Raw genomic sequence first — 26135 nt, 5'->3', positions numbered from 1 at the left:
TAAATTATGTTACAAATTTAAGTCATTTTTTAGAACAAAAACTAATTTTAACTAAAAATTAATTTACAACAGTAAAAACTATAAAAGTGAAAGTAAAAGAAAATGTACCTCATTAAAATCAATGATGTGCATTCTCCTGGTTGACTATTTTGATTTTTGATTTTTTATAGTCGAAAAATATACCCAGGAAATAAAAAGAAGCTGCATAGGTATTCTAACCCATAAATAGGATGCGCCATCGCCAGTATAATCGGCAGTTCGTAAGTTAATGTTGTGAATTGCTGCATAAATATTAGCAGGGAATAGTAAAATGTAAAATAAAATAAGCAGTTTTCCAGTTAAGACTTTGGTGGTGGGAAGAAGTATTCCAATTGCTGCGATTAACTCTATAACGCCTGTAAAAATCACAATCACATTTGGCCAGGGTAAAAAAGGAATCATCATTGTCATTCCTTTGGTAAAAACAAAATGACTTATAGCGGTAAATACAAGCATAAGTGCCATAGCAACTCTGCCTGAAAATCTAAGTTCAAGACGTTTGCTTGTTATCCAAATAATAAGTAATGTAAGCGTAAAAGCTCCAAAGAGCACAATTAAGGTTTCCATATCTTTTTGATTTATTATACAAAGTTGCATACTAATGAAACCTAAAACAATGAACCTGGGTTAATAAATGCGTTTTCGTATTCGGCTTAAAGCTTGTGGAGTAATACCAATATAGGATGCAAGGTATTTTTGGGGTATTTTTTGAATTAACTGAGGCTGCTCTGTGAATAAATTGCGATATCGTTGTTCTGCTGACTCGTTCAGTAGCGACAGTTCCCTCTTTGATTTTTTTAGAAATAATCCCTCGCTTGCTAATCTGCCAATTGTATTACCAATTTTGGTCACGGCATAAATCTCCTGAAGATCAATGTAAGAGATGCGCCAAAGTATTGTGTCTGCAAGAGCTTCAACGGTGTAGTTTGCGGGTAATCTGGTAATGAATGAATCATAACCACTCACAAATTCACCATCAAATCCAAAAGTAAATGTGAGGTCTTTGCTTTCTGAGGGTACATAATATCTAACGATTCCTTTTTCTACAAAAGAAAGATAATTTTCAACATGACCGGTTTTAAGTATAGCGGTTTTCTTTGAAAATTCCTGACGAGTGAGTTTTGATGAAAAGGTATTCCAGTCTTCATCAGAGAGTTTTGCCATTCGCTCGAAATTGTCTCTTATTTGTTGCATTACTTTTAGAATTATGTATTAAAAGTAACAAAAAACGTAAAGAACTACTATAATTTGTTCAACTCAACAGTTAATAAATCCCTACTTTTGTGCTCAAGCTTTGATATGAACAACTTTATTTTAATATTCTTCTTTTTATTTTTAGGATTGCTTTTGCAAAGAGTAAAAGGATTTCCGTCTAATATTTACAAGGTTTTAAATAAAATTGTCATTTATTTATGTCTTCCTGCCATCACTTTATATCATATACCGAAAATTAAATGGAGCAATGAATTGTTGTTTCCCATAGGAGCGGGCTGGATTACTTTTATTCTTGCATTTGCATTTTTTCATTTTTTAGGAAAGAAATTAAAATGGTCTAATAAACTAATTGGCTGTCTGATCCTAACTGCGGGATTAAGCAATTCGTCATTTTTAGGTTTTCCTATAATTGAAGCTTTATTTGGCAAAAAAGGTTTAGAAACTGCTGTTCTGGTAGATCAGCCCGGAACATTTGTGGTTGTTTCAACATTCGGTGTTTTTGTAGCAGCATTTTATTCTAAAGGAAGCCCGGATACGTGGAGCATCATAAGGAAAATACTTTTATTCCCTCCGTTCATAATGTTTGTTCTTGCTTGCCTGATGAATGTTTATGACTACGATTTAGATTCGAATATTCAATCCATATTATTAAAAGTGGGAAGTTTTGTGACACCGCTTGCTTTATTATCTGTCGGATTACAACTCAATTTTGACCGAAAAAGCCAGCATTGGAAATTTTTACGGCTTGGACTTTTTTTAAGCTTATTCTGGTTCCGTTTGCCATTTTAGTACTATATGTTTTTATTTTCAATCAGCATTCAGAGCCTATCAAAATTACAATTATGGAAACCGCTATGGCACCCATGATTACAGGCGCAATTTTAGCTTCGACTTATGGCTTGAAGCCAAAATTAAGCAGTATGATGGTGGGTTTTGGGATTCCGATTTCGTTCTTAACTCTTGCTATTTGGTACTTTATATTGCTTTTCTTATGATTGCTATTTAATTATATAGAGTAAATAGAATTTTAACTAATTTTTTAAATTTTGAATGTTTTCCGAATGTATTTTTTAGTTAATTTTAAGGGAACTAAAAAAATATAATTATGTCAACATTACGATTAGGCGATATAGCACCCGATTTCCAGGCTGAAACAACACAAGGAACAATTAATTTTCATGAATGGTTAGGTGATTCATGGGGTGTTTTATTTTCTCACCCTGCTGATTTTACGCCGGTTTGTACCACTGAATTAGGAACTGTAGCCAATTACGTTCCTGAATTTACAAAAAGAAATACTAAAGTTATTGCTTTGAGTGTTGATGGTTTGGATTCCCATAAAGAATGGATTAAAGACATCAATGAAACGCAAAATACAGAAGTTAATTTTCCAATCATTGCAGACGAAGATAAAAAAGTAGCAAATTTGTATGATATGCTGCACCCAAATGCAAGCGATAAATTTACAGTGCGTTCTGTTTTTGTAATTGGGCCTGATAAAAAAATCAAACTGACTTTAACATATCCGGCTTCGACAGGAAGAAATTTTGACGAATTGCTTCGTGTTATAGACAGCTTACAGTTAACTGCAAACTATAGCGTAGCTACGCCTGCAAACTGGAAAGACGGGCAGGATGTGGTAATCGCACCAGCAATTCCGGATAGTGATATTCCGGCAAAATTTCCAAAAGGCTATACACCAATCAAACCGTATTTGCGTTTGACGCCACAGCCTAATAAATAAGCTTTTCTTAAGCTTCAATAATAAGGTGCTAAGTTTCTGAGATTTTTTATGATCCTGGAGAATTAGCATCTTACTATTTATCGGACATTTTAGGGAGAAAATCTTAGAAACTTATAATATCAGCTTCTAAGAGGCTTTTTCAACAACTCAGCCATTTTTTTCTTATCTCCAACTACCCATATAATATCGTTTTGCTGTAAAATCAAACCAGATTCAGGGTTAAGGATTCGGTTTCCGTTTCTTTCGATTCCAACCACCATTCCACCGGTTTTACCTCTAAACTGGCCAATGCTTTTTTCTGTAAAGTCTTCATTAGAAACTTCCAGCTGGCGCAGCACAACTTCAGATTCTTGTACATTTTTAGGAGCTTCAATTTCATTTTGGTTCAAATAATTAGTAAACTCGGTAATTTGAGCATCGGTACCAATTACTGAAATTTCATCGCCCGGAAATAAACGTTCGGTTTTAGTCGGAATCGGAATCGTGACTTCTCCACGTCTGATGTACGCAATATTAATTCCCATTGATTCTCTAATACGCAATTCTTCTAATGTTTTTCCGGCCAGGTTTGATTCTTTTCCAATTTCAAAAATAGACATGTGTCCGTCCCATGGCATTAAATTGGCATATCTTCTGTCTATTTTTTTATTTTCACGGTCATTCAGGTTCTTTAAAAAGTGATTTTCAATTTTATGATATTGCTCGTTTAATTTTTTAGGGAATATCTGGTAAGCAGCAATTGCAACAATCAAGGCAACAAAAGCAACTGTTGGCGAAAAGAATATATTTAATAAAAATCCAACAAAAAATAATCCAATACTCATTCTGATTAAGATTAGCATCAGGAGGGCCCCGCGATATTTACGTTCTTCCCATAATCTTTCAACTTCGTCCACTTTGACACGGCGCAGCGAAAGTGCCCATAAAAACGGAGCAATTATAACTAAAGTCAGTAAAGCTGCTAATGTATTTCCAAATCTGGTATCAGCTACGGAAGGTGCCACAAATTTAGATGACAATAAAATGATTGCGGTAATAATTATCGTGTGAAGGATAATTTGTGTTATCGAAGAGCGCAGTACAATTTGCCAGGTACTGACCGATTTAATTGCCTGAGCATTTACACTGTAACGATTGATGTTTTTGACCCATTTTTTCGGCATTTTTTGTTCTAAAGCATGAGCGAACGATTCTGAATACTTAATTAAAAAAGGCGTGGTAAAGGTTGTAATGGCAGAAACGGCTACAATTATGGGGTACAGGAAATCGCTTGTAACTTTTAGTGTCATTCCAAGTGTCGCAATGATAAAAGAAAATTCACCAATCTGTGCCAGACTCATTCCGGTTTGGACCGATTGTTTCAAAGGCTGACCGGATAATAAAGCCCCAAATGAAGAACTCAATGCTTTTCCAAAAATAGTCACTAGTGTGATAATCAATACCGGAAGTGCAAAGTCAACTAATGTTGCAGGATTAATTAACATTCCTACAGACACAAAGAAAACCGCTCCGAATAAGTCTTTAACAGGCTGAATCAAATGTTCAATTTTTTCTGCCTGAGTAGTTTCGGCAATAATAGACCCCATTATAAAAGCACCTAATGCAGGAGAAAAACCAACATTTGCAGCAAAAATCACCATCATTAAACACATGGCCAGTGAAATGATAAGCAGCATTTCATCTGTTAAAAGATGTTTAGCCTTTTTGAGAATGGTCGGAATAATGAAGATTCCGCCCAAAAACCAAATGATTAAAAAGAAAATCAATTTTAAAACAGATTGCAGCAAAGCACCTCCTGAAACTTCATTACTTACAGCGATGGTGGATAACAAAACAAGCATTAAAATCGCAACGATATCTTCAACAATAAGGGCTCCGAAAACAATTCCAACGAACTTTTTTCCTTTAACACCTAATTCATCAAATGCCCTGATGATAATTGTTGTAGATGAAATTGAAAGCGTAGCCCCAAGAAAAATACTGTCCATTTTTCCCCAACCCATCCATTGTCCGACACAATAACCAATGAGTGTCATAAACAATATCTGCGTTATGGCCGTAATAGAAGAAGTACCGCCCACTTTCATTAATTTCTTAAAACTAAATTCGAGACCTAAACTAAACAATAAAAAGATCACCCCGATTTCGGCCCAGACTTCAACACTTTTCATATCGGTTATCGAAGGGAAAAAATCAAAATGGTTTCCGGCTAAAAAACCTGCAATCAGGTATCCCAAAACAAGAGGCTGTTTCATTTTTTTAAAAATAAGTACAGCAATTCCGGCAGTCATCAGGATTAGTCCCAGATCACTTATTAAAGGTTGTAAGTGGTGTGTAGTTTCAGCAGCGGCGTTTAAGGCAAGCATATAAAGGAGGTGTTTTTTTCAGGAGCCAATCCAGCTTTCCATTTCAAGCTTTTGTTCAAAATGCCTATTTTTTGGTACCATTCCAGGAGCTTCCGCTGGTCGCTCTGTACCTGCAAAAAAATATGGCTTTTTTCACAAAAGGCTTTCCATTTCAATCTGGGCTAATACTCGGGTTTAAATAAAAAAAGCTATCCGGATAAAGATAGCTTTTTTTGAGAAAATATTTTAGGTTTTCTTTAAATTCCTGTGTAATTGCTAGGGGTAATTGCCATTAATTCTGCTCTTACCGAATCAGAAACTTCTAAAGTTGCAATGAAATTATGAATGGCATTTTTATCAATTGCTTCATTGGTTCTGGTTAAGCCCTTCAACGCTTCATAAGGATTTGGATAGGCTTCACGACGCAGGATAGTCTGGATCGCTTCTGCAACAACTGCCCAGTTCTTTTCTAAATCTTCGGCAAATTTACTTTCATTTAAAAGTAATTTGTTCAAACCTTTCAAAGTCGCTTCAAAAGCAATAATAGTATGTCCAACAGGAACTCCGATATTTCTTAAAACTGTACTGTCGGTCAAATCACGCTGTAATCTTGAGATTGGTAATTTAGCAGCCAAATGTTCGAAAATAGCATTTGCAATTCCTAAGTTTCCTTCTGAGTTTTCAAAATCAATCGGGTTTACTTTATGTGGCATTGCTGATGATCCAATTTCTCCTGCTTTGATTTTTTGCTTGAAATAATCCATCGAAACATATGTCCAGATATCACGATCTAAATCGATAATGATATTGTTGATTCTTTTTAAACCATCAAAAAATGCAGCAAAATGATCATAATGCTCGATTTGAGTGGTCGGAAATGAATGTTGCAAACCTAAACCGATTTCAACAAATTTAGTTCCGAATTGTTTCCAGTCAATTTGTGGGTAAGCTACGTGATGTGCATTAAAATTTCCTGTTGCTCCTCCAAATTTAGCTGCAAACGGAATATTGAACAACAAACGCATCTGCTCTTCTAAACGTTCTACAAAAACCAAAATTTCTTTTCCTAAACGGGTAGGAGAGGCTGGCTGTCCGTGAGTACGTGCTAACATCGGAATATCCTTCCATTCAACGCTCAATTCTTTCAATTTTGAAATTACAGCAATTAATGATGGCATATAAACCTGTTCAAAAGCTTCTTTTGTAGAAAGTGGAATAGCAGTGTTGTTAATGTCCTGAGAGGTTAATCCGAAGTGAATGAACTCTTTGTGTTGAGATAAACCTAATTTTTCGAAAGCATCTTTGATAAAGTATTCCACCGCCTTTACGTCATGGTTCGTTACTTTCTCAGTTTCTTTAATCCAAAGTGCGTCTTCAGTAGAGAAATTCTTGTAGATATTACGAAGGCTTTCAAATAAATCTGAATTTATGTCCTGTAATTGAGGCAACGGAATTTCGCATAAAGCAATAAAGTATTCAACTTCAACTAATACACGATATTTTATTAAAGCTTCTTCAGAAAAGAAAGGTGCTAAATTTTGGGTTTTACTTCTATATCTTCCGTCAATTGGCGATATAGCATTCAATTCGTTTAGAGTAGTCATTGTTATGTTGTTTTTCGAAAGGTGCAAATATAAGGTATTGTTAAAACTTCTGAAAATTACTGAAGCTATATTATGGCTTTAAATTATGGTTTTGAAAATTTTATCCCAAATAGTGAAATAGAAACCATAATTATGCGATTCGTTTTTATGATGATCATTGTGGAATTTTGTAGTTGAGATCCATTTTGTTAAGCGGTTTTTATACCAAAAATCAGGGAAAATGTCAGTCTTTAAATGGCCAAATATTCCGTACGATAAGTTTAAAATGAGGTAAATGATAATGCTTAAAAAGTTAAATTTTAGGATCGTAATTAAAAATAGCCAAATGATACCAAAGCCTAAAGTTTCAATAGGGTGAAGGACATAAAGGCTGTAAACACTGGTCTCAACATGTGTGTGATGAAGCCTGTGAATAGGGTTGAACCATTTTAATCGATGTGCCAGAAAATGAAAACAGAACATAAAAAAGTCCATCAGAATAATTAGAAACAAAGTATCAAACAAGAAAGAAACAATTGATTCTGAAAAATCTATTTCCAGGATTCTAAATCGATACAATTCAAAGCCTGATACTGTTATGAATGTATTGCAAATGAGAGTTGAAAATACCCATTTACGATCAGACTTTTTTAAAACAGTATTCTCCGGTTCAATTATTCGTCCGATCAAAACTGAAATATAGATTAAAACTAAGTTTTCAATCAGGAAGAAAACAGCCAGAGAAACCAGATTGAATTCTGTTAATTGCTGCAGCCAGCTTTCAAAAATCATTTGGTTTTTCTAAATTCAATAGTTTATCTCTCAGGTCAGCTACACCTTCTGAAGCAAATTTTGCAATGGTTTCAACCTTGTTTCTAATATTCGGAATTGAAATTGGCTTCGGATCAATGTAGAAAACTGGCGTAATACTATAGGTATAACTGATTAACCCTGCTGCAGGATATACCTGAAGAGATGTTCCGATTACGGCAAAATAATCAGCGGCCTCCGTTATGGCAATCGCTTCTTCAAGTGCCGGAACATCTTCGCCAAACCAGACAATATGCGGACGCAGCTGGTGTCCGTTTTTATCTAAATCTCCGGTTACCAAATCCTCAGTCCATTCTAAAATCAAATCCCGATTTTTGGTACTTCTGACTTTTAGTAATTCTCCATGCAAATGTAAAACTTTGGAACTTCCGGCTCTTTCATGTAAATCGTCAACATTTTGAGTAATAATATGAACATCAAAATCTTTTTCTAATTCGGCTAAAATTTTGTGTCCTAAATTCGGCTCGACTTCTTTAAGCTGTTGGCGTCTTTTGTTGTAAAAATTTAAAACCAGTTCCTGATTTTTATGCCAGCCTTCGGGAGTTGCTACTTCCATTACATCATGGCCTTCCCATAATCCGTCACTGTCACGAAAAGTTTTAATACCGCTTTCGGCACTTATTCCGGCTCCGGTAAGCACCACTAATTTCTTTTTCATTATTTTTGCAATTGTTTGGGTAATTGATTCACTTCTAGTATTCGTACCATTGTCGGTTCTGACTTTGCCAGACCTTCGCCGTCAACCTGATGTACATTTTGAAGAAAGATATGAAGTTTTTTTTGCTTTTCCCAAAGTGAAATATCATAATTGGGTTCCCATTCGCCTATTGATGCTGAGGTTAAATCTGTTACTTTCCAATTACTGTTTTCACATAAATTTGTGTAAGCCATTGAAACTTTGTTTTCTCTTTCGCTATCTCTAAAAAAGAAGATACAAATAACGATTTTTCTCTTCTTCTTTAATCAATAAATCAGGTCTGGAAATCGGGATTTTTTTGGTGCCGCCGCCTCCCAGAGAAAAAGAAGTCTGCCTGAAACCTGTATTCGATTTTTTCCAGATACCATTTTCTAAATACACAATCTGAAACTGCGGAATATTGTTTTCACTCCAATAATTAGCAATATAAGGATTTCCGTTTTCATCTGCCGTCATTGAAGTTTGGTTGATCAAACTCGATTTTTCCGGAATTTTCCAGGCAATTTCTGCAGATGCTACAGTTATGGGTAAATTATATTTTTTCTCCATTTGATTTTTCCCAGGTCAAGCCGCCATCAAAAGAGCGGGCATAACAGATGTCGTGATTCGTCGAAACATCCCAGCTTTCTCTCCAGACCCAAGACAGATGTATGGTGCCTTTTTTATCTACTTTGGCTTGCCAGTAAGCACTTCTTTTATCTTCGCCGTTTAATAAATTGCTTTGAATTTGTGACCATTTTTTGTCTTTCACAGAATAGGAATTAATAATCATATTTCCTCTTCCCGAAGAACCGGAGCGATATAAAAACAACAAATTTCCGTTAGGCAGGTTGTAAAATTCAGGATAGGTCACTTTTTGTTCGGCAATTCCGGTCATCGATTCTTCTCTGTCCAAATCTAAACTTAAGGGTGATTTGCTTTTTGCATATCGAAGTTTGGTGTCGTGATGATCCCAGCTTACATGAAGATATCCGTCTCCGTCTACAGCAATACTAATACTATTATGGGCATCTTTTGCATGACCAGTGTAAGGTGTTTTTACGATTTCCCAGTTAGCAGAATTAAGTTTTCTTTTGCCTAAAACTACTGAACCATCTGCATCATAATAAGCTGTGAACTGAAGATCTTTAAAAGTAGTTACCGCATTTTTTCTGAATTTAACTGTATTGACAGAATTATTGCTCCAGCCTAAACCAACAGGAATTTCTTTTGATGATTTTGTTGCACAGGCAAAAAGGGTGAGAGATAAAGCACACAGAATACTCTTGTAAAAAGACTTGTTCATTCAGGTTATTTTTATGAGGCGGTTAGTAATTAGTAAAAGTAACCGATTTTAAGAATACTATGAATTAAAACATACCAGTTTTAGGTTGAAAAAGCTTTTGAGAGCTTTTGGCCATTTTGTCCGATATGATAAAATATTATTATTTTTGCCGCAAACAAACCAAAATGATTGATTTAGATTACCTCGCTTTTCTTGAAAATATACTGACTGATAACCGCAAGGAACGATTTCTGCATGTTCTGGAAAACCGCACCAAACATTTTACAGTTGCAGTAGAAGATGTGTACCAAATGCATAATACGAGTGCTGTAATGCGCAGCTGTGAGGTTTTTGGAATTCAGGAACTAAATGTTATCGAACAGCGTTTCGGGAAAAGAATTGATAAAGAAATTGCTCTTGGTGCCCAGAAATGGGTAGACATCAACAGATTTGATTCGGTTGAAGGGTGTTTGTCTGATCTGAGGAATAAAGGATATCAGATTATTGCAACAACACCTCACGAACAGGACTGTATGCTGGAAGATTTTGACATATCAAAACCAAGCGCATTATTTTTTGGAACAGAAAAAGAAGGATTGTCTGCAGCAATTATGGACAATGCAGATGGTTTTTTGAAAATACCAATGGTTGGTTTTACCGAAAGCCTCAATATTTCGGTTTCTGCGGCTATTATAATTCAAAACCTAACCAACAGGCTTCGAAGATCAGATATAAAATGGCAGTTGTTTGATGAAGAGATTTTAGTAAAGCGTTTAGATTGGGCGAAAAACTCCATAAAAGATATTAAGCGTATTGAAGCGCGTTATTACGAGGAGAATCCCCGATAAATTTTCTAAATACGGATTCCTGCAAGGTTTTTAAAATCTTGTAGGTTTGTTATGTTGTTGGTTTAAATACCTACAAGGTCAAAAAAGACCTTGCAGGAAATAAAATGGTGCTATCTCTTTAAGAAAAGAATAAATCCAAGAATACTCACAACCAAAATGGTTAATGCAGCCAAAACCATTGACAAGTCGCGGATGTTTTTTCCAGCCCAGTCCATAAATAAAAATTTGTGCAGGATGGCAAAAGAATACCCTTCAACCCGGTCTGAGTTATTGATAACTGCGGCCAATCTTGATGTTGAAGTTTCAATAAAGTAAGTTGTTTTCTCAGGCGTATCATATGCCAATTTTACGACCGGTAATCTTTTATTGACAAAGCCGTATTCTCTGCTTTCAAAGTCATTCAAAACTTTTGATTCAAGCAATTTTATATTTTCAAAAGAAGGCTGAGAATCATCTTCTGGCGTATCAATCATTTCGCAACACGAAGCTTTTGGTGCCCCATCGGTAAAATAATAAGCTAAAAATTCGGCATATTCTAAATCCAGGTTTGGCGCAATTTTATTTGTAGTTGCGTTAATGTAAAGGACTTCAGATTTTGTATCCTCTTTTTTGTTCCATTTAGAATCTGATTTTGGTTTTTTGAATCTTTTTGTTTCTTTTTCAGCCAACTGACAACGATAATAAGCCGTGTCATTTAGTGTAATAATACTCATATTTTGAAAACGATTCCAGTCTAAATCAACCTTATTATTGGCTCCGGGAATTTCTTTGGTTTCAAAAGTAGGTTCATAAATCATTTGTGATAAGGTGTATGGCTCCCATTTTGTGGTAGCGTGATAAGCACCGCTAAAAGCAAATGTCAAAGTAAAAAGCGAAATCCAGATTCCGATTTGGCGATGGTATTTCCGAAGTCCTTTTTTAGGCTGTAGACTATCCGTTTTTTTGAATTGTTTCCAAAGTAAGCCGTAAATTAAGATTCCGCTCAGGGCAGAAAATCCAATAATCGACAGCAGTAAAATCATGGTAATAATTCGAATACTGTTGTTCGAAATGGCATCTATAAAGGCCCAGTTATGAAAAGTGTCGAAAAACCAGATAAACCATTGTCTGGAAACCGGATTAAAAGTAGCCAGTTTGCTTGATGAGGTTTCTACATAAACTTCCATCGCATCAGTGCGATCAAAACTCAATTTATAGACAGGTAAATAACGATTTACGTATTTGTATTGCGAATTAAATTCGGTTACAATCTCACTCTTTTTTATGTCGCTTTTCTGATCATCTAAAAAATATCTTGAGAGCCATTCAGCATATTTTTGATCTCCGTTTTCTAGTTTCTCAGCTGTTGAGGCATCAAAATACCATAATTCGCCAATTATCGTTTTAAGCTGATAATACGTTTTATTGTTGAAGGTAACAATTCTGAAATTTTTGAATTGTGTTAGTTCATTTTTCTGTAAAACTTCCTGAATCGAAAAATGCAGTTGATTTTGATTAATAATTTGCTGTTCCAGTTTTTCATGGGCAATTTGAGGTTTGAAAAAATGCGCCATAAACGGGTGCATCAAACCTGATAATGTCCAGAAGATTACAGGAATAATTGTAATTAAACCTATCGCACGATGCCATTTGTACATGTGCTGTTTGATCTTCTTTATTATTTTAGAATCTTTCTTTTTGGATTTTTTGGATGTTATTTCTTTACTCATTGTTCCGTTTTTTAGCCCCGATTACTTCACTTGACAATAATTTTAATCGGAGTTCAGTGAATTCATTTGAAGCGATATCCTTTTGTGGCGGGGTTCGCCACAAAAGATATAGCGGAGAGCGGGATTAGCTACTTATTTTTTTAATGATAAATTATATTGTATTCCGAAAACAAAAGTTCTGGGTGCTGCTGCAGTGTAGGTTGGCTGAGCGTTTGCGATATTCGTTCTCGAAACGTTATACGCGTATAATTTATCGGTTAGGTTCATGACATTTCCGTAAACTTCTATGCTTTTCCATTGGTAACCAACTCTGGCATTGAATAAATTATAACCACCATATTTTACAGTATTGATCTGGTCCTGATAGTAGCTGCCAACCAGCTGCCACTCAACAGAAGTTCTTAAATTTGGAAGCCAGTTAGGGTAATAACTGACCTCTGAATTTCCGGACCATCTTGGAGCAGCAGGCATTTCTTTTCCGTTTAAATTCTGAACCGGATCTGATGGCTTGTCTGAAAGTTTAAAATCGATGTAAGTGTGTTGTGCATAAGTTCCGCCAAAACGAATGTTCAATTGTTTTGAAGGGCGATAAGAGGCTCCAAACTCAATTCCTTTGTGGCATGTTTCTCCGGCAGAACGGTAATCGGTTGAATTATCAGAAAGTTTGATGCTTAACAGTTCATTTTTTCCTTCCATGTAATAAAAGGCATAATCAAAATTTAATTTATTTTGAAAGAAAGAAAGCCAACCGCCAATTTCATAATTATCGAAATCTGCGGGTTTTAAGTTGTAATAAAACTCGGCAGGAACACCTGTTGAACCGCCGGTCCCAGGTTTAGCTCTGAAAATTGAAGTGATTCCCGGAGGGGCAAAACCTTGTGAATAGTTACCGTAAAAGCCAGCAAAATCAAAAGGGTTGTAATTGGCTCCGGCTTTAAAAGTCATTTTGTCATAGACTTTATTTCCTGCAGAATTGTCCAGGGAATTTTCATAATCTATTTTCATGTTGTCATAGCGACCGCCCAAAGTAATAACTAATTTTTCTATTGGATTAAAACTCAATTGAGCATAACCAGCTGTGTTGAAAATATCAGCAGAATAATCGGCTAATTTGGAGTCAGGGTGTTCAGCAATAATTTCATAAGAATCTACCGTTTGTTTCCCTGTTTCACCGGGATTTAAATTAGCTTTCAAATCGATTACATAAGACCAGTAGGTTACAGGAGAGTAATCGTATAAAGCACCTGCAACAAGCTTAGCATTTAAGAAATTAAATTGTTGTGTGTGCTGACCAATCGCACCATAACTTTTAAAATTATTAGAATTAACTTCACCTTTTGCTGTTGTAGGATTTACTGTCGGGCTCCATTTTATTCCGTAAGAAGGATTTTGCCCCAGTTTATTATCACGTAAATATCCTGTGATATAACTACTTGAATTGCTGTTCCAGTCGTGCTCAAGAGTTAAACGTGTTCTTAAAGCGTCTGATTTTCTATACGTAAAATCGGTTGTACTTTTGTAGGTTCTGTTGTTAAAGGCTTCTTCGTTGACGCTTCCGCTCATGTCAGAATAATATTTTCCATACATGGTATTGCTGATCAATCGGGTAGAAGGTGAGATGTTGTAATCGATTCTCGCATTCAGATTGTCTTTATTGTAATCAGAATACGTCATCCAGCCATTTTCCTGTAAACTGGAAATCCCGGCAATATGAAAACCTACTTTTCCGATTGTTGCACCACCGGCAGCCTGAAATCTCCTGTAACCATAATTATCGGCCTGAATTCCAAATTTAAACTCAGGATCAATAGGTGGTTTTATCGAGATTAAATTAATAGTTCCACCTACAGCTTCCGGACCATATAAAGAAGAAACCGGACCTTTTACCACTTCAATACTTTGAAGATTAAACTGATTGATCTCTAATAAAGCATTATGATTGAAGATTCCCATAGGTCGAATTGGTAGGCCGTCTTCCAGATATAAATAGTAGGCATTCGTTGTCATAGGCTGACGAATAGACATCATATGCTGTTCGTTTCCTAAATTGACCATGAGAACTCCCGGTGTTTTATTGATAATTTCATAGACAGCAGTTGCCTTGGCTTCGTTAATAGTTTTAGCAATTAATTTGCTGATGGCGACAGGTGTTTCTTTTCGTAAAGTTGCTGTGCGATTTGCGGTTATAAAAACGTTTTCAAGTTCCTGTGATTTCGTTGTGTCCTGCTCCGTTTTATTTTGTGCAAAGACACATTGCCCTATAATTAATAGGGTAAAGTATATTTTTTTCATTTTAGATTATATAAATTTTAAAAGCAGCATGTGTTTTCCTGACATGACGACAAGAAAAATCTTTTCAGTTTTGAATTGAAAAGCGTACTAAAATTTATATAAAACAGGATGGAGGATGAAAAGTGCTATTGGAAACCGAAACTGGTTTTGAATCAAAATAAGCAAAAAGTTCTGCTGCTGATTCGATAGGTGTGATTAATTTGAAATTAGCTGTTGGTGTATTTTGAATGTAAACAACTTCAACTTTTTCTTTGAGGTTGTTTTGCATCTTTTTTTCATTGTCGGCATATTTCTTCAGACTTTTTTGAAGTTCGCAGCGACCGTTACAGCTATTAAACACCATTTTTCGCTGAACACAAATCGTTTTTGCAATTTCTTCCTGATTTAATTTGAATGAAGTGTAAACAAAGAAACTGCCAAAAGAAGGAACTAATAGCATGCAGGAAAGAAATATGATCAATAACTTTTTCAAAAGTTGTTTCTTTGTTTCATTTGCAAAAATACATTTTATTCGTTTTAGAAAGAACAAATATTATTTTTTTGCATAAAAAAATCCCCAATTACTTTTGTAATTGGGGATCTAAAATGTATTACTTTAGAAATTGTTATTTCACAAGAACCCATGTACCGTTGGCAATTAAGGTTTCTGCTTTTTTAAATTTCATCGTTTCCGTTTTACCTGTAGCAACTTCCTGAACTGTTACAGTGTCATTTCGGTTGATTTTTGGCATATCCCTAACTATAGTTTCCGTAACCTGACGCTGTTGAGTTTCTCCTGCTTCACGGTTCATGCTTTCGCTATTTGGAATTTCGTCTTTGCTTAACTGTAAGTTTTCTTTTTGACGAACTTCTCTGGCTTCGTGAATTTCAGGAACATTTTGAGCTGGCAGATCACCTTTGAATAAGAATGAAATTACCTCTTTGTTTACGTTATCCAGCATTCCTCTAAACAAATTGAAAGCTTCTAATTTATAAATAAGCAATGGATCTTTTTGTTCGTGAACTGCTAACTGAACAGACTGTTTCAATTCGTCCATTTTGCGTAAGTGTTTTTTCCAGGCTTCATCAACAATAGAAAGTGTGATGTTTTTCTCGAAATCAGCAATCAACTGAGCGCCTTCGCTTTCATAAGCTTTTTTCAGATCTGTAACAACGTTTAAAGTTTTGATTCCGTCTGTAAATGGAACTACAATTCTTTCAAAATGATTGTTTGGCTCTTCAAAAACGCCTTTGATAATAGGGAAAGCTTCTCTGGCACTTCTTTCGGTTTTTCTGTATAGAAAGCCAAAGCTTCTTTGTACACTTTTCCAGTGATTTCGATTTCAGATAATTTAGAGAAATCAGTTTCAGCAATCGGAGACGTAATTCCGAAGAAACGAATTAAATCAAATTCAAAATTTTTGAAATCGTTATTTACTTTGTTTTGGTCTACAATTGATTCGCAGGTATCATAAAGCATGTTTGCAATATCCAGTTTCAAACGCTCTCCAAACAATGCGTGACGACGACGTTTATAAACAACTTCACGCTGGGAATTCATTACGTCATCATATTCTAATAAACGTTTACGAACACCAAAGTTATTTTCTTCTACTTTTTTCTGAGCACGTTCAATAGACTTAGTCATCATAGAATGCTGAATTACTTCTCCTTCTTTCAGACCCATTCTGTCCATTACTTTTGCTACTCTTTCAGAACCAAATAAACGCATTAAGTTATCTTCTAGAGAAACGTAGAATTGAGAACTTCCCGGGTCTCCCTGACGACCGGAACGACCACGTAACTGCCTGTCTACACGACGGGAATCATGACGCTCTGTACCCACGATTGCTAAACCTCCTGCTGCTTTTACTTCCGCAGATAATTTAATATCGGTACCACGACCTGCCATATTTGTTGCGATAGTTACAACTCCGGCTTTACCGGCTTCTTCAACGATTTGTGCTTCCTGCTTGTGCATTTTAGCATTCAATACGTTATGCGTAATTCCTCTCATTTTAAGCATACGGCTTAATAATTCTGAAATCTCTACAGAAGTTGTTCCAATTAATACTGGTCTTCCTGCTTTTGATAATTCGGTAACGTCTTCGATTACAGCATTGAATTTTTCACGTGTTGTTTTATAGATGTAGTCTTCCTTGTCATGTCTTGCAATTGGACGGTTGGTTGGAATTTCAACAACATCTAATTTATAGATTTGCCATAACTCACCCGCTTCAGTAACAGCAGTACCTGTCATACCGGCCAATTTGCTGTACATTCTGAAATAATTCTGTAATGTTACAGTTGCAAAAGTTTGAGTGGCAGCTTCTATTTTTACGTTTTCTTTAGCTTCGATCGCCTGGTGAAGACCGTCTGAGTAACGACGTCCATCCATAATACGACCTGTCTGCTCATCGACAATCATAATTTTGTTGTCCATGATAACGTATTCTACATCTTTTTCAAATAAAGCATAGGCCTTTAAAAGCTGTGTCAGAGTGTGGATACGCTCGCTTTTTACACCAAAATCCTGAAACAATCTTTCTCTTGCTTCTGCTTCAGCATCTTTATCCAGTTTTTGTTTTTCGATAGCAGCAATTTCAGTTCCAATATCCGGTAAAACGAAGAAATCGGCATCAGTATCTCCTGATAAATATTTGATACCATTGTCAGTTAATTCTACCTGATTGTTTTTCTCTTCAATCACAAAATACAAAGCTTCATCCACTTTATGCATTTCACGATTGTTATCCTGCATATATTGATTTTCAGTTTTTTGAAGTAATTGTTTAATTCCTTCTTCACTTAAAAATTTAATTAATGCTTTATTTTTAGGTAAACTTCTGTAAGCTCTTAATAATAAGAAACCACCTTCTTTAGTGTTACCCTCTTTGATTAATTTTTTAGCTTCTGCCAAGAACCCATTTGCAAGCTGACGCTGTTGTGCAACTAAGTTTTCGATTTTTGGTTTCAATTCATTGAATTCGTGGCGATCTCCCTGAGGAACTGGTCCAGAAATGATAAGTGGGGTTCTGGCGTCATCAATTAATACAGAGTCAACCTCGTCGACAATAGCAAAATTGTGTTTTCTCTGCACTAAATCGCTTGGTGAGTGCGCCATGTTATCTCTTAAGTAATCGAAACCAAACTCGTTGTTGGTTCCGTAAGTGATATCAGCATCATACGCTTTTTTTCTGGCTTCAGTACTTGGCTGGTGGTTATCGATACAATCAACAGATAAACCGTGGAATTCGAATAAAGGCGCTTTCCATGTGCTGTCACGTTTTGCTAAGTAGTCGTTCACTGTTACTAAGTGTACTCCGTTTCCTGTCAAAGCGTTTAAGTAAAGTGGAAGAGTAGCTACCAAAGTTTTACCTTCTCCCGTCTGCATTTCGGCAACTTTACCTTCATGTAAGACCATACCGCCTATCAGCTGCACATCATAGTGAATCATATCCCAGGTGATGTCTTTTCCGGCAGCATTCCATTTGTTAGCCCAGATTGCTTTATCGCCTTCAATAGTGATGTATGGTTTTGCAGCAGAGAATTCGCGGTCTTTTGCAGTTGCAGTAACTTCAATGTGTGAATTCTCTTTGAAACGACGAGCCGTTTCTTTTACAACAGAAAATGCTTCAGGAAGTAATTCCAATAACGTTTTTTCTGAAATTTCATAAGCTTCTTTTTCAAGAGCATCTATTGCATCATATAGGTCTTCTCTTTTATCGATGTCTTCAATCTTTTCTACTTCCGCTTTAAGTGAAGCAATTTTAGTATCTTTTTCAGATCTCGCTTCTTTTATTTTATCTTTAAAGTAAACGGTCCTGCCTCTTAATTCGTCGTTTGACAGACTCATTAAAGGGGCTTCGAATGCTTTAATTTTATTTAAGTAAGGTTGTAAAGCTTTAACATCTTTCTGTGATTTATCACCTACAAAGACTTTAATAATACTGTTTATAAAACTCATGATTTATTGTATTTCTATTTTATGTAAAATAATGTGTATTTGAACCAAAAAAAAAGCCTCTGTGATGAGACTTTTTCATTTGGTTTATTTTTTAATATTCATCCTCATTCCAAAGATAATCTTCGTCTGTTGGATAATCAGGCCAAATTTCTTCCATTGATTCATATATCTCTCCCTCGTCTTCAATCGACTGTAGGTTTTCCACTACTTCCAAAGGAGCTCCTGCTCTAATAGCGTAGTCAATAAGTTCGTCTTTGTTAGCAGGCCACGGCGCATCACTTAAATAGGATGCTAATTCTAATGTCCAATACATCTGTTGTCGATTTAGTTTGTGCAAAAATAAATTTTTTACTGAAAAAGACAAGTAAAAAATGATTTATTTTAATAAAATTTAAGAACGTCTCTGGCAAATTCCAAAAATTAAATTCCAAAACCCAAAAAAAAAAGAGCTCTAATAGTTGGAATTTGGGATTTCAAAAATTGGAATTTAAAGAAAATTTATTTCCTCGGAATCCATTTCACTTCCTCCGCTTTAAGGTCAGACGACAACTTCCGTGCCAAGACAAAAAGGTAGTCAGAAAGTCGGTTTAAGTAGCTAATTGTAATTTCCGGCACATGTTCATTATGGCTTAAATGTACTGCTAAGCGTTCTGCACGGCGGCAAATACAACGCGCAATATGACAATGTGACACGGTAGGGTGACCGCCTGGTAAAATAAAATGAGTCATTGGTTTGAGGCTTTCCTCCATTTTATCTATTTCATTTTCCAGTAATTCAATATCAGAATCAATTATGCCAAGGTTTTCTAATCTGAGTTTGCCGTTTTTCAAAACTTCTTTTTCCTGAGGGGTTGCCAAAATGGCACCGATAGTAAAAAGCCTATCCTGAATTTCTATTAAAATTGACTTATGATCAGAATCAATTTCCTGGTCACGAATTAATCCTATATAGGAGTTGAGTTCATCAAGTGTTCCATAACTTTCAATTCTAATATGGTCTTTTGGGACACGGGTTCCTCCAAAGAGGGCAGTTGTACCTTTATCGCCTGTTTTGGTATATATTTTCATTTTTTAGAAGCTAAGATTCTGTGATACTAAATTTTGCTGAAGATAGTCTAAATCAGAAATCTATAATTATTTTGATGTATCGCTTTCGATCAGGCCATCCCGTAAACGAATAACACGGTGTGCATAAGCCGCAATATCTTCTTCGTGAGTAACCAGAATTACAGTGTTTCCCTGAGCATGGATATCACCAAAAAGTTTCATGATTTCTACAGAAGTTTTACTGTCTAAGTTTCCTGTTGGCTCATCTGCCAGAATGATAGAGGGTTTGTTGACTAATGCCCGGGCAATAGCAACACGCTGGCGCTGTCCTCCTGAAAGCTGATTGGGCTGATGGTCCATTCTGTCTGCAAGATTTACTTGTTTCAAAACTTCAGTCGCGCGAACAACTCGTTCTGATTTAGGATGTCCGGCATAAATCATCGGCAAAGCAACATTGTCTAGTGCAGTAGTTCTTGGGAGAAGGTTAAAGGTCTGAAAAACGAATCCGATTTCTTTGTTTCTAATTCCGGCCAATTCATCATCACGCATCTGGCTAACGTCTTTTCCATTCAAAACATAGCGTCCTGAAGTTGGCGTATCTAAGCACCCCAATAAGTTCATTAAAGTAGATTTTCCGGAACCGGAAGGTCCCATTAGAGCTACATATTCTCCTTTATTGATTTCTAAATTAACACCTTTTAAGACATAAACGATTTCGTTCCCAAGTACAAAATTTCTTTTAATGTCAGTTATTTTAATTAATGGATTTGCCATTTCGTTTTACAATTTTGGATTTAAAAGTACAAAACACTTTTTAATAAAAAGTATAAGTAGTTTAGAATCACATTTCGTTACAAAACATCTTTATTAATAAGCTAATTATTATGTTTAATGTTGTTACAGATTTTTGAATAAATTTTATATAATTATCATTATTTATGATATTTTATATTTTTAAAAGATATTTAATTTTAAAAACATGATAATAATGTAATTTATTTGGATTTGATGTAGCGTAAATTTGGATATCTAATAATTAAATAATCAAGATTATGAAAAACATACAACTTTTATCAGGTATTGTATTAATTGCATTAGCTTTTACATCATGCAAAGACGAAAAACAAGAACAGGCAAAAAAGAAAATTGATTCTTATGTAGCATATGTTGATTCAGTAAAAAATGTAGCAGAAGATGATTTGAAAGCTGACTGGAAAGATGTTGAAGCTGAATATGAAAGAAGAGCAGAAAATGCACAAGCAGCTCTTGCTGATCTTAAGGATAATACTGCTGAAACTGAAAAAATCAATGAAAGCAAAATTAAATACGAAGAGTTTAAAAATCAAATGGTCGCTAAGCTTGCACCAGAGGTAACTCCGAAACAAAAATTGCGTAATTCATTATTTGGAGAAGGAAAAATAGGAGATGATATGAGTTTTGCATGGGTAAATGCTAAAAACATTCTTAGTGTTTACGATCAATTTGTGAATACTGTACAAAATAATAAAGACAGCTACTCACGTGAAGACTGGGATGAAATCAAGTTAATGTATGAAGCGCTTGACAGCCGTAAAAATACAGTTGAAAAAGAAGGTTTAACAGCCGAAGATAATCGAAAAATTGCCGGCTTAAAAATAAAATTTGCACCAATGTATACTCTAAACAGAATGGGTGCAAAATCTGAAGAAAACGCAGCAGCAAAAAAATAGGTTAGTTAGGTTTATTTTAGTTTTGAAAATGACAATCAGAAATGGTTGTCATTTTTTTATGACCGAATTATAAAATGTTCTTTTTCCTGCTCGTGTCTGAAAAATACAAATCCCCATTGAAAAGTATCTATTGTCACTTTTACTTTTGGATGTTTTTTTATGATTTTCCAGGCTTTTTCCATATCTTCAGACCAATGAATGTCGTCTAAAATCCAAACAGAATCATTGTCTGTAGTTGGCAGTAAAAGTTCAAAATAAGCTAAAGTTGCTTTTTTAGAATGATTTCCGTCAAAATATATAAGGTTGTAATTTGTGGCTTGAATATTCTCAGAAATTAAAAAAGATTCAAACTCAGAAATTACACCTTCAACATTATTGCAATCAAATTCAGCCAATTGATTTTGGGCAACATTTGCCGTATTTGGACATCCTTCAATTGTAACCACTTTTGCTTTCGGATTACCTAAAGCTAGAGCAGAAGTTGCCAAACCTAAAGATGTTCCTATTTCTAAAATAGTTGCAGGCTGGAAGTAATTCGTAACACGAAACAACAATTCTGCTCGCCTTGGCGAAATTCCTGCGGTTTGTGCAATTTTAGAAATTTGTCTTCGGTTTGATTTAAAGACTTTAGAACCTGCTCCAAAATCGGTTACATCAATAAAGTTTTTGTTTTCTAAAAGTGATTTCCGATAGTTATTAAGAATCGAATATTCCGGTTTCGGTTTTTTGTCATAAAAACATTTCGTAACTAAACTAAAAACGAATGGAGAATGGACTCCATGCTCATTTTTTAGAATGCCAAAGAAACTTGAGATATGATTTTATTTGGAACAGCATTTTTATTTTTCAATATTGGCTCTATTCATAAATAGAGCCAATATTGATTTATAATTTAGTTATTTACGGAAATTAATTTAACATCAAAAATAAGCACAGATCCTCCCGGAATACCTCTGTAATCATAAGGTCCATATCCAAGATGTGATGGGATCAAAAGAATACCGCTGCCACCTGTTTTAAAATAAGGAATCCCTTCTGTCCAACCCTGGATTACTTGTTTTAAACCAAACGAAACCCCTTCAGGTTTTCCCGGATCGAAGACAGTTCCGTTAGTGTAATATCCTTTGTAAATTACTGTAACGTTGGAAGAAGCTGTTGGCTGCGTTCCTTCGCCAGGTTCATTGATAACATAATACAAGCCTGAACTGGTTTTTTGAGCTGTTAAATTATTTTTGGCAATATAATCGGTAATTTCTTTGTCATTTTCTGCCGTAAAGTCTTTAGGTGGTGTATTTGATTCATTTTCAGGACTTAGGCATGAAAAAAGTGTGAAAACCAATAGGGTAGATAAAAGTTTTTTCATTTTATATTTGTTTAGTTGATATTACAATGCTCTATTTTGATGGTTGCCTGAATTATCCTTCTATTTTAGCAGAAAGCTCAAACCAGCGTTCCTCTTTCTGTTCTATCTTATTAATGATATTTTGCAATTCGTTTGCCTTTTTCTCAATATCAGCATCAGCAATTTTTCCGTCAGAGAATAATTGTTCGATTTTGGTTTTCTCGATTTCTAAATCTTTTATTTCCCGTTCAATTTTTTGATACTCTTTTTGTTCATTAAAGCTTAAATTTCCAGTTGGATTATTTTGTTTCCAGTCTTTCTTTTCGACTTTGTTTTCTTCTTTCTGGGCAATATCTGCACTGTCTTCGTAAGCACGAAAATCAGAGTAGTTCCCTGGGAAGTTTTCTATTTCTCCTTGTCCTCTGAAAACAAATAAATGATCGACAATTTTGTCCATAAAATAGCGGTCGTGAGAAACTACAAGCAAACATCCCGGATAATCTAAAAGAAAACTTTCTAAAACATTCAGAGTTACAATGTCCAAATCATTTGTTGGCTCATCCAGAATTAAAAAGTTTGGATTCTGAATCAAAACAGTACATAAATAGAGACGTTTTAATTCGCCACCGCTTAATTTTTCGACATAATCATATTGTTTTTTTGCATCAAACAGAAAACGTTCCAATAATTGTGAAGCCGAAATCATCCTGCCTTTAGCAAGCGGAATGTATTCGCCATATTCTTTAATAATATCAATAACACGCTGACCTGGTTTTGGATTGATTCCGGATTGCGTATAATAGCCGACTTTTATAGTGTCACCCTTTACAACACGACCACTGTCGGGTGGAATTGTTCCTGTCAGCAGGTTTAAAAATGTTGATTTTCCTGTTCCGTTTTTACCAATAATCCCGATTCTTTCGCCACGCTGGAAATCAAAACTAAAATTATCCAGGATAACCTTGTCTTTAAATTTTTTAGAAAGTTTATGAAGCTCAATAATTTTGCTTCCCATTCTTTCCATATTAATTTCCAGTTCGACTTTGTTCTCCTTTCTTCGGCTTTGGGCTTTTTCTTTGATAATGTAGAAATCATCCTGGCGCGATTTAGATTTGGTTGTCCTGGCTTTTGGCTGGCGGCGCATCCATTCTAATTCTTTTACAAATAAGTTTTTAGCTTTGTCAACACTGGCATTTTCAGATGTAATTCGTTCTTCTTTTTTCTCTAAATAGTACGAGTAATTTCCTTTATATTGGTATAATTTTCCATTGTCTAATTCCAAAATCTCATTGCAGACGCGTTCTAAAAAGAAACGGTCATGTGTTACCATAAACAGCGTGATGTTTTCTTTGGCAAAATAACTTTCAAGCCACTCAATCATTTCGAGGTCTAAGTGGTTGGTTGGTTCATCCAAAATCAATAAATCTGGTCTGTTGATTAGAATTATAGCAAGTGAAAGACGTTTTTTTTGTCCTCCGGAAAGATTTTTTACTTTAAGTTTGAAATCTTCCAGTTTTAATTTAAATAAAATCTGCTTGTATTGCGTTTCAAAATCCCATGCGTTATGCTGGTCCATTCCGTCAAAAGCTTTTTGATAAGCTTCTTCGTCTTCCGGGTTTTCAAGCGCTTTTTCGTAAGCTTCGATTATTTTAAGCGTTTCATTATCAGAAGCAAAAATGCTTTCTTCGATAGTCAGTTCTTCCTGAAGATTATTATCCTGAGAAAGAAACGCCATTCGGATTCCTTTTCTTAAAACTACTTGTCCGGTATCTGGCTCATCCAAACCGTTAATGATGCTCATGATGGTTGTTTTTCCGGAACCATTTTTAGCTATAAAAGCAATTTTTTGATCTTTGTTAATTCCGAATGAGATGTTGTCAAAAAGTGTTCTTTCACCAAATGATTTTGATATATTTTCTACAGATAAGTAATTCATATTATTAGGTTGTTTAAAATCAAATAGTTGTAATGTTTTTAAACATACAGGTCTCTAATTTGTCTCTAATTTAAAAGACTGATTTTTTTCTATTTAAGCGGCAAATATACCCTTTTGAACGTAACAAAAAAAGATAGCACCAGGCTATCTTTTACTTTGAATCTTCAATTACTCAATTATCCAAATATTTTTTTCGATATTATAAAAAATAATAACTGTATAATTGGTGATTACTAATTGTTATTTTATTTTATCAAAGGCCTGTTGCAGATCTGCTTTGATGTCATCAATGTGTTCAATCCCCACAGATAATCTAAGCAGTCCAACGAATACGCCTGCCGCTTTCTGCTCCTCGACACTTAACTGCTGATGTGTTGTAGCTGCTGGGTGGATAATCAGGGATTTTGTATCGCCCACATTCGCTAAATGACTAATCAATTCTAAGCTGTCAATAAAGTCATCAGCTTTTGTTACATCACCTTTTATTTGAAAAGAAAGAACTGCACCGTATCCTTTTTTAAAATATTTCTGTGCATTGGAATAACTTGGTGAACTTTCCAGCCCGGGATAGTTTACTTTCTCCACCTGGGGATGTGCTTCCAGCCATTTTGCAATTTCCAATGCATTGTCAACATGACGCTGGACACGAAGAGATAAAGTTTCAAGTCCCTGAATCAACTGAAATGAATTGAATGGAGAGATAGCAGGGCCAAAATCGCGAAGTCCCTCTACGCGTGCACGGATCGCGAACTGAATATTGCCAAATGCGCTGTTTACACCAAATACATCAGAGAAAATCATTCCATGGTAACCCTCTGAAGGTTCTGAAAATTGTTTGAATTTTCCATTGCCCCAATTATAAGTACCACCGTCAACAATAATACCTCCAATACTTGTACCATGACCGCCTATCCATTTTGTCGCAGATTCAACCACTATCGAAGCTCCATGTTCTAAAGGCCTGAATAAATAGCCTCCAGCTCCAAATGTATTGTCAACAATTAAAGGAAGATCATATTTTTTAGCAACATCCGCAATTTTATCAAAGTCCGGGATATCATAACTTGGATTTCCGATTGTTTCCAGATATAATGCTTTTGTGTTTTCATTAATCAGTGATTCAAAAGCTTCGGCAGTTGTCTCATTTGTGAATTGAACTGTAACGCCAATTCTTTTGAAAGCTACTTTGAATTGATTGTAAGTACCACCGTAGATATTGCTGCTTGATATAAAATTATCTCCGGCTTCTAAAATGTTATTCAATGCTATAAATTGTGCCGCCTGGCCAGAAGCAGTTGCTAACGCTGCAACACCTCCCTCTAACGCAGCTACACGTTTTTCGAAAACATCAGTAGTTGGATTTTGAAGCCGGGTGTAAATATTTCCAAATTGCTTCAGTGCAAACAAGTTGGCGCCATGCTGGGCGTTTTCAAATACATAGGAGCTTGTTTGATATATTGGTACTGCCCTTGATCCTGTTGTAGGATCCGGAATCTGCCCTGCATGAATCTGAAGTGTTTCGAATTTTTTCGAATTTTGGTTTGATGACATTGTTTTATATTTAATAGTTAGAAAATTCTCAGTTAAA

Annotated in this window: 23 protein-coding genes and 2 pseudogenes; 5 read left to right on the top strand and 20 right to left on the bottom strand. The window is 35.3% G+C overall.

Translation table 11 applies throughout. The features are described from left to right. Positions 1–144 precede the first annotated feature (144 nt). Both P5P89_RS03715 and P5P89_RS03710 read right to left on the bottom strand, forming a co-directional pair. Entirely contained in the window at positions 145–606 is a 462-nt protein-coding gene (locus tag P5P89_RS03715; protein WP_278010798.1) for a DoxX family protein, read from the bottom strand. A 60-nt stretch (positions 607–666) separates the two neighbouring features. Beyond that, positions 667–1233, bottom strand: a complete 567-nt coding sequence (locus tag P5P89_RS03710) for a Crp/Fnr family transcriptional regulator (RefSeq protein ID WP_278010797.1) — start codon at positions 1231–1233, stop codon at positions 667–669. 105 nt (positions 1234–1338) lie between these two features. On the opposite strand from P5P89_RS03710, the gene P5P89_RS03705 reads away from it, so the two are divergent. The 3 genes from P5P89_RS03705 (at position 1339) to P5P89_RS03700 (ending at position 2998) form a co-directional block, all read left to right on the top strand. Beyond that, positions 1339–2043 (top strand): AEC family transporter, encoded by a 705-nt coding sequence (locus tag P5P89_RS03705; protein WP_340696516.1) that lies wholly within the window; start codon positions 1339–1341, stop codon positions 2041–2043. After that, complete coding sequence (locus P5P89_RS21615) at positions 1983–2249, top strand: AEC family transporter (RefSeq protein ID WP_340696515.1); 267 nt, start codon at positions 1983–1985, stop codon at positions 2247–2249. The genes P5P89_RS03705 and P5P89_RS21615 overlap by 61 nt, the downstream gene beginning before the upstream one ends. 110 nt (positions 2250–2359) lie before the next feature. Continuing rightward, positions 2360–2998: a peroxiredoxin gene (locus P5P89_RS03700; RefSeq protein WP_223681771.1), complete on the top strand. Its 639-nt coding sequence runs from the start codon at positions 2360–2362 to the stop codon at positions 2996–2998. A 119-nt stretch (positions 2999–3117) separates the two neighbouring features. On the opposite strand, the gene P5P89_RS03695 is transcribed toward P5P89_RS03700, so the two are convergent. The 7 genes from P5P89_RS03695 to P5P89_RS03665 all read right to left on the bottom strand — a co-directional run bounded on the left by P5P89_RS03695 (position 3118) and on the right by P5P89_RS03665 (position 9739). Further along, positions 3118–5364 carry a cation:proton antiporter domain-containing protein gene (locus tag P5P89_RS03695; RefSeq protein ID WP_278010796.1) on the bottom strand — a complete coding sequence of 749 codons (2247 nt, stop codon included), beginning with the start codon at positions 5362–5364 and terminating at the stop codon, positions 3118–3120. 236 nt (positions 5365–5600) lie between these two features. Continuing rightward, the gene (purB, locus tag P5P89_RS03690; RefSeq protein WP_278010795.1) at positions 5601–6947 is read right to left on the bottom strand and encodes an adenylosuccinate lyase; all 1347 of its coding nucleotides are present in this window, start codon (positions 6945–6947) and stop codon (positions 5601–5603) included. A 78-nt stretch (positions 6948–7025) separates the two neighbouring features. Next, entirely contained in the window at positions 7026–7718 is a 693-nt protein-coding gene (locus P5P89_RS03685; protein ID WP_278010794.1) for a sterol desaturase family protein, read from the bottom strand. Further along, positions 7708–8415, bottom strand: a complete 708-nt coding sequence (locus tag P5P89_RS03680) for an SIR2 family NAD-dependent protein deacylase (RefSeq protein ID WP_278010793.1) — start codon at positions 8413–8415, stop codon at positions 7708–7710. The genes P5P89_RS03685 and P5P89_RS03680 overlap by 11 nt, the downstream gene beginning before the upstream one ends. Continuing rightward, a complete protein-coding gene (locus P5P89_RS03675) occupies positions 8415–8648 on the bottom strand; it encodes a hypothetical protein (protein ID WP_278010792.1) in 234 nt (77 codons plus the stop codon). The genes P5P89_RS03680 and P5P89_RS03675 overlap by 1 nt, the downstream gene beginning before the upstream one ends. A gap of 28 nt (positions 8649–8676) precedes the next feature. Next, positions 8677–9003, bottom strand: a complete 327-nt coding sequence (locus P5P89_RS03670; RefSeq protein WP_278010791.1) for a BNR-4 repeat-containing protein — start codon at positions 9001–9003, stop codon at positions 8677–8679. After that, positions 8987–9739: a BNR repeat-containing protein gene (locus P5P89_RS03665; RefSeq protein WP_278010790.1), complete on the bottom strand. Its 753-nt coding sequence runs from the start codon at positions 9737–9739 to the stop codon at positions 8987–8989. Before P5P89_RS03665 ends, P5P89_RS03670 begins: the two co-directional genes overlap by 17 nt. Before the next feature lie 164 nt (positions 9740–9903). Here P5P89_RS03665 and P5P89_RS03660 point away from each other — a divergent pair, with 164 nt between their 5' ends. Next, the gene (locus tag P5P89_RS03660; protein ID WP_278010789.1) at positions 9904–10566 is read left to right on the top strand and encodes a TrmH family RNA methyltransferase; all 663 of its coding nucleotides are present in this window, start codon (positions 9904–9906) and stop codon (positions 10564–10566) included. A gap of 110 nt (positions 10567–10676) precedes the next feature. Here P5P89_RS03660 and P5P89_RS03655 read toward each other — a convergent pair whose 3' ends face one another. From P5P89_RS03655 to P5P89_RS03625, 7 genes and pseudogenes are all read right to left on the bottom strand, one after another. Continuing rightward, the gene (locus tag P5P89_RS03655) at positions 10677–12275 is read right to left on the bottom strand and encodes a PepSY-associated TM helix domain-containing protein (protein WP_278010788.1); all 1599 of its coding nucleotides are present in this window, start codon (positions 12273–12275) and stop codon (positions 10677–10679) included. A 132-nt stretch (positions 12276–12407) separates the two neighbouring features. Then, on the bottom strand, positions 12408–14567 hold the full coding sequence (locus P5P89_RS03650; protein WP_278010787.1) for a TonB-dependent receptor: 2160 nt from the start codon (positions 14565–14567) through the stop codon (positions 12408–12410). Positions 14568–14661: 94 nt separating this feature from the next. Beyond that, complete coding sequence (locus P5P89_RS03645) at positions 14662–15039, bottom strand: hypothetical protein (protein ID WP_278010786.1); 378 nt, start codon at positions 15037–15039, stop codon at positions 14662–14664. Positions 15040–15172: 133 nt separating this feature from the next. Beyond that, a pseudogene (gene secA, locus P5P89_RS03640) lies at positions 15173–18513 on the bottom strand (preprotein translocase subunit SecA). 91 nt (positions 18514–18604) lie between these two features. Further along, positions 18605–18826: a DUF2795 domain-containing protein gene (locus P5P89_RS03635; RefSeq protein ID WP_007138072.1), complete on the bottom strand. Its 222-nt coding sequence runs from the start codon at positions 18824–18826 to the stop codon at positions 18605–18607. Positions 18827–19011: 185 nt separating this feature from the next. Then, complete coding sequence (locus tag P5P89_RS03630) at positions 19012–19581, bottom strand: cob(I)yrinic acid a,c-diamide adenosyltransferase (RefSeq protein ID WP_278010785.1); 570 nt, start codon at positions 19579–19581, stop codon at positions 19012–19014. Positions 19582–19647: 66 nt separating this feature from the next. Beyond that, complete coding sequence (locus P5P89_RS03625; protein WP_278010784.1) at positions 19648–20334, bottom strand: ABC transporter ATP-binding protein; 687 nt, start codon at positions 20332–20334, stop codon at positions 19648–19650. 278 nt (positions 20335–20612) lie between these two features. Between P5P89_RS03625 and P5P89_RS03620 the strand changes: the two genes are divergently transcribed. Continuing rightward, a complete protein-coding gene (locus P5P89_RS03620; RefSeq protein ID WP_278010783.1) occupies positions 20613–21269 on the top strand; it encodes a DUF6565 domain-containing protein in 657 nt (218 codons plus the stop codon). A 56-nt stretch (positions 21270–21325) separates the two neighbouring features. Here the strand turns inward: P5P89_RS03620 and P5P89_RS03615 are convergent. The 4 genes and pseudogenes from P5P89_RS03615 to P5P89_RS03600 all read right to left on the bottom strand — a co-directional run bounded on the left by P5P89_RS03615 (position 21326) and on the right by P5P89_RS03600 (position 26098). Then, positions 21326–22106: pseudogene (locus P5P89_RS03615) on the bottom strand (O-methyltransferase). A 55-nt stretch (positions 22107–22161) separates the two neighbouring features. Next, a complete protein-coding gene (locus tag P5P89_RS03610) occupies positions 22162–22632 on the bottom strand; it encodes an FKBP-type peptidyl-prolyl cis-trans isomerase (protein WP_278010782.1) in 471 nt (156 codons plus the stop codon). A 52-nt stretch (positions 22633–22684) separates the two neighbouring features. Continuing rightward, entirely contained in the window at positions 22685–24547 is a 1863-nt protein-coding gene (locus P5P89_RS03605) for an ABC-F family ATP-binding cassette domain-containing protein (protein ID WP_278010781.1), read from the bottom strand. A gap of 240 nt (positions 24548–24787) precedes the next feature. Further along, entirely contained in the window at positions 24788–26098 is a 1311-nt protein-coding gene (locus P5P89_RS03600; RefSeq protein WP_278010780.1) for an O-acetylhomoserine aminocarboxypropyltransferase/cysteine synthase family protein, read from the bottom strand. Positions 26099–26135 lie beyond the last annotated feature (37 nt).

Origin of the sequence: Flavobacterium gyeonganense (genome assembly GCF_029625295.1) — a bacterium.
GTDB lineage: Bacteria > Bacteroidota > Bacteroidia > Flavobacteriales > Flavobacteriaceae > Flavobacterium > Flavobacterium gyeonganense.
Note: the sequence above shows the minus strand (reverse complement) of the source record. Positions and strands in the feature narration are given on the sequence as shown.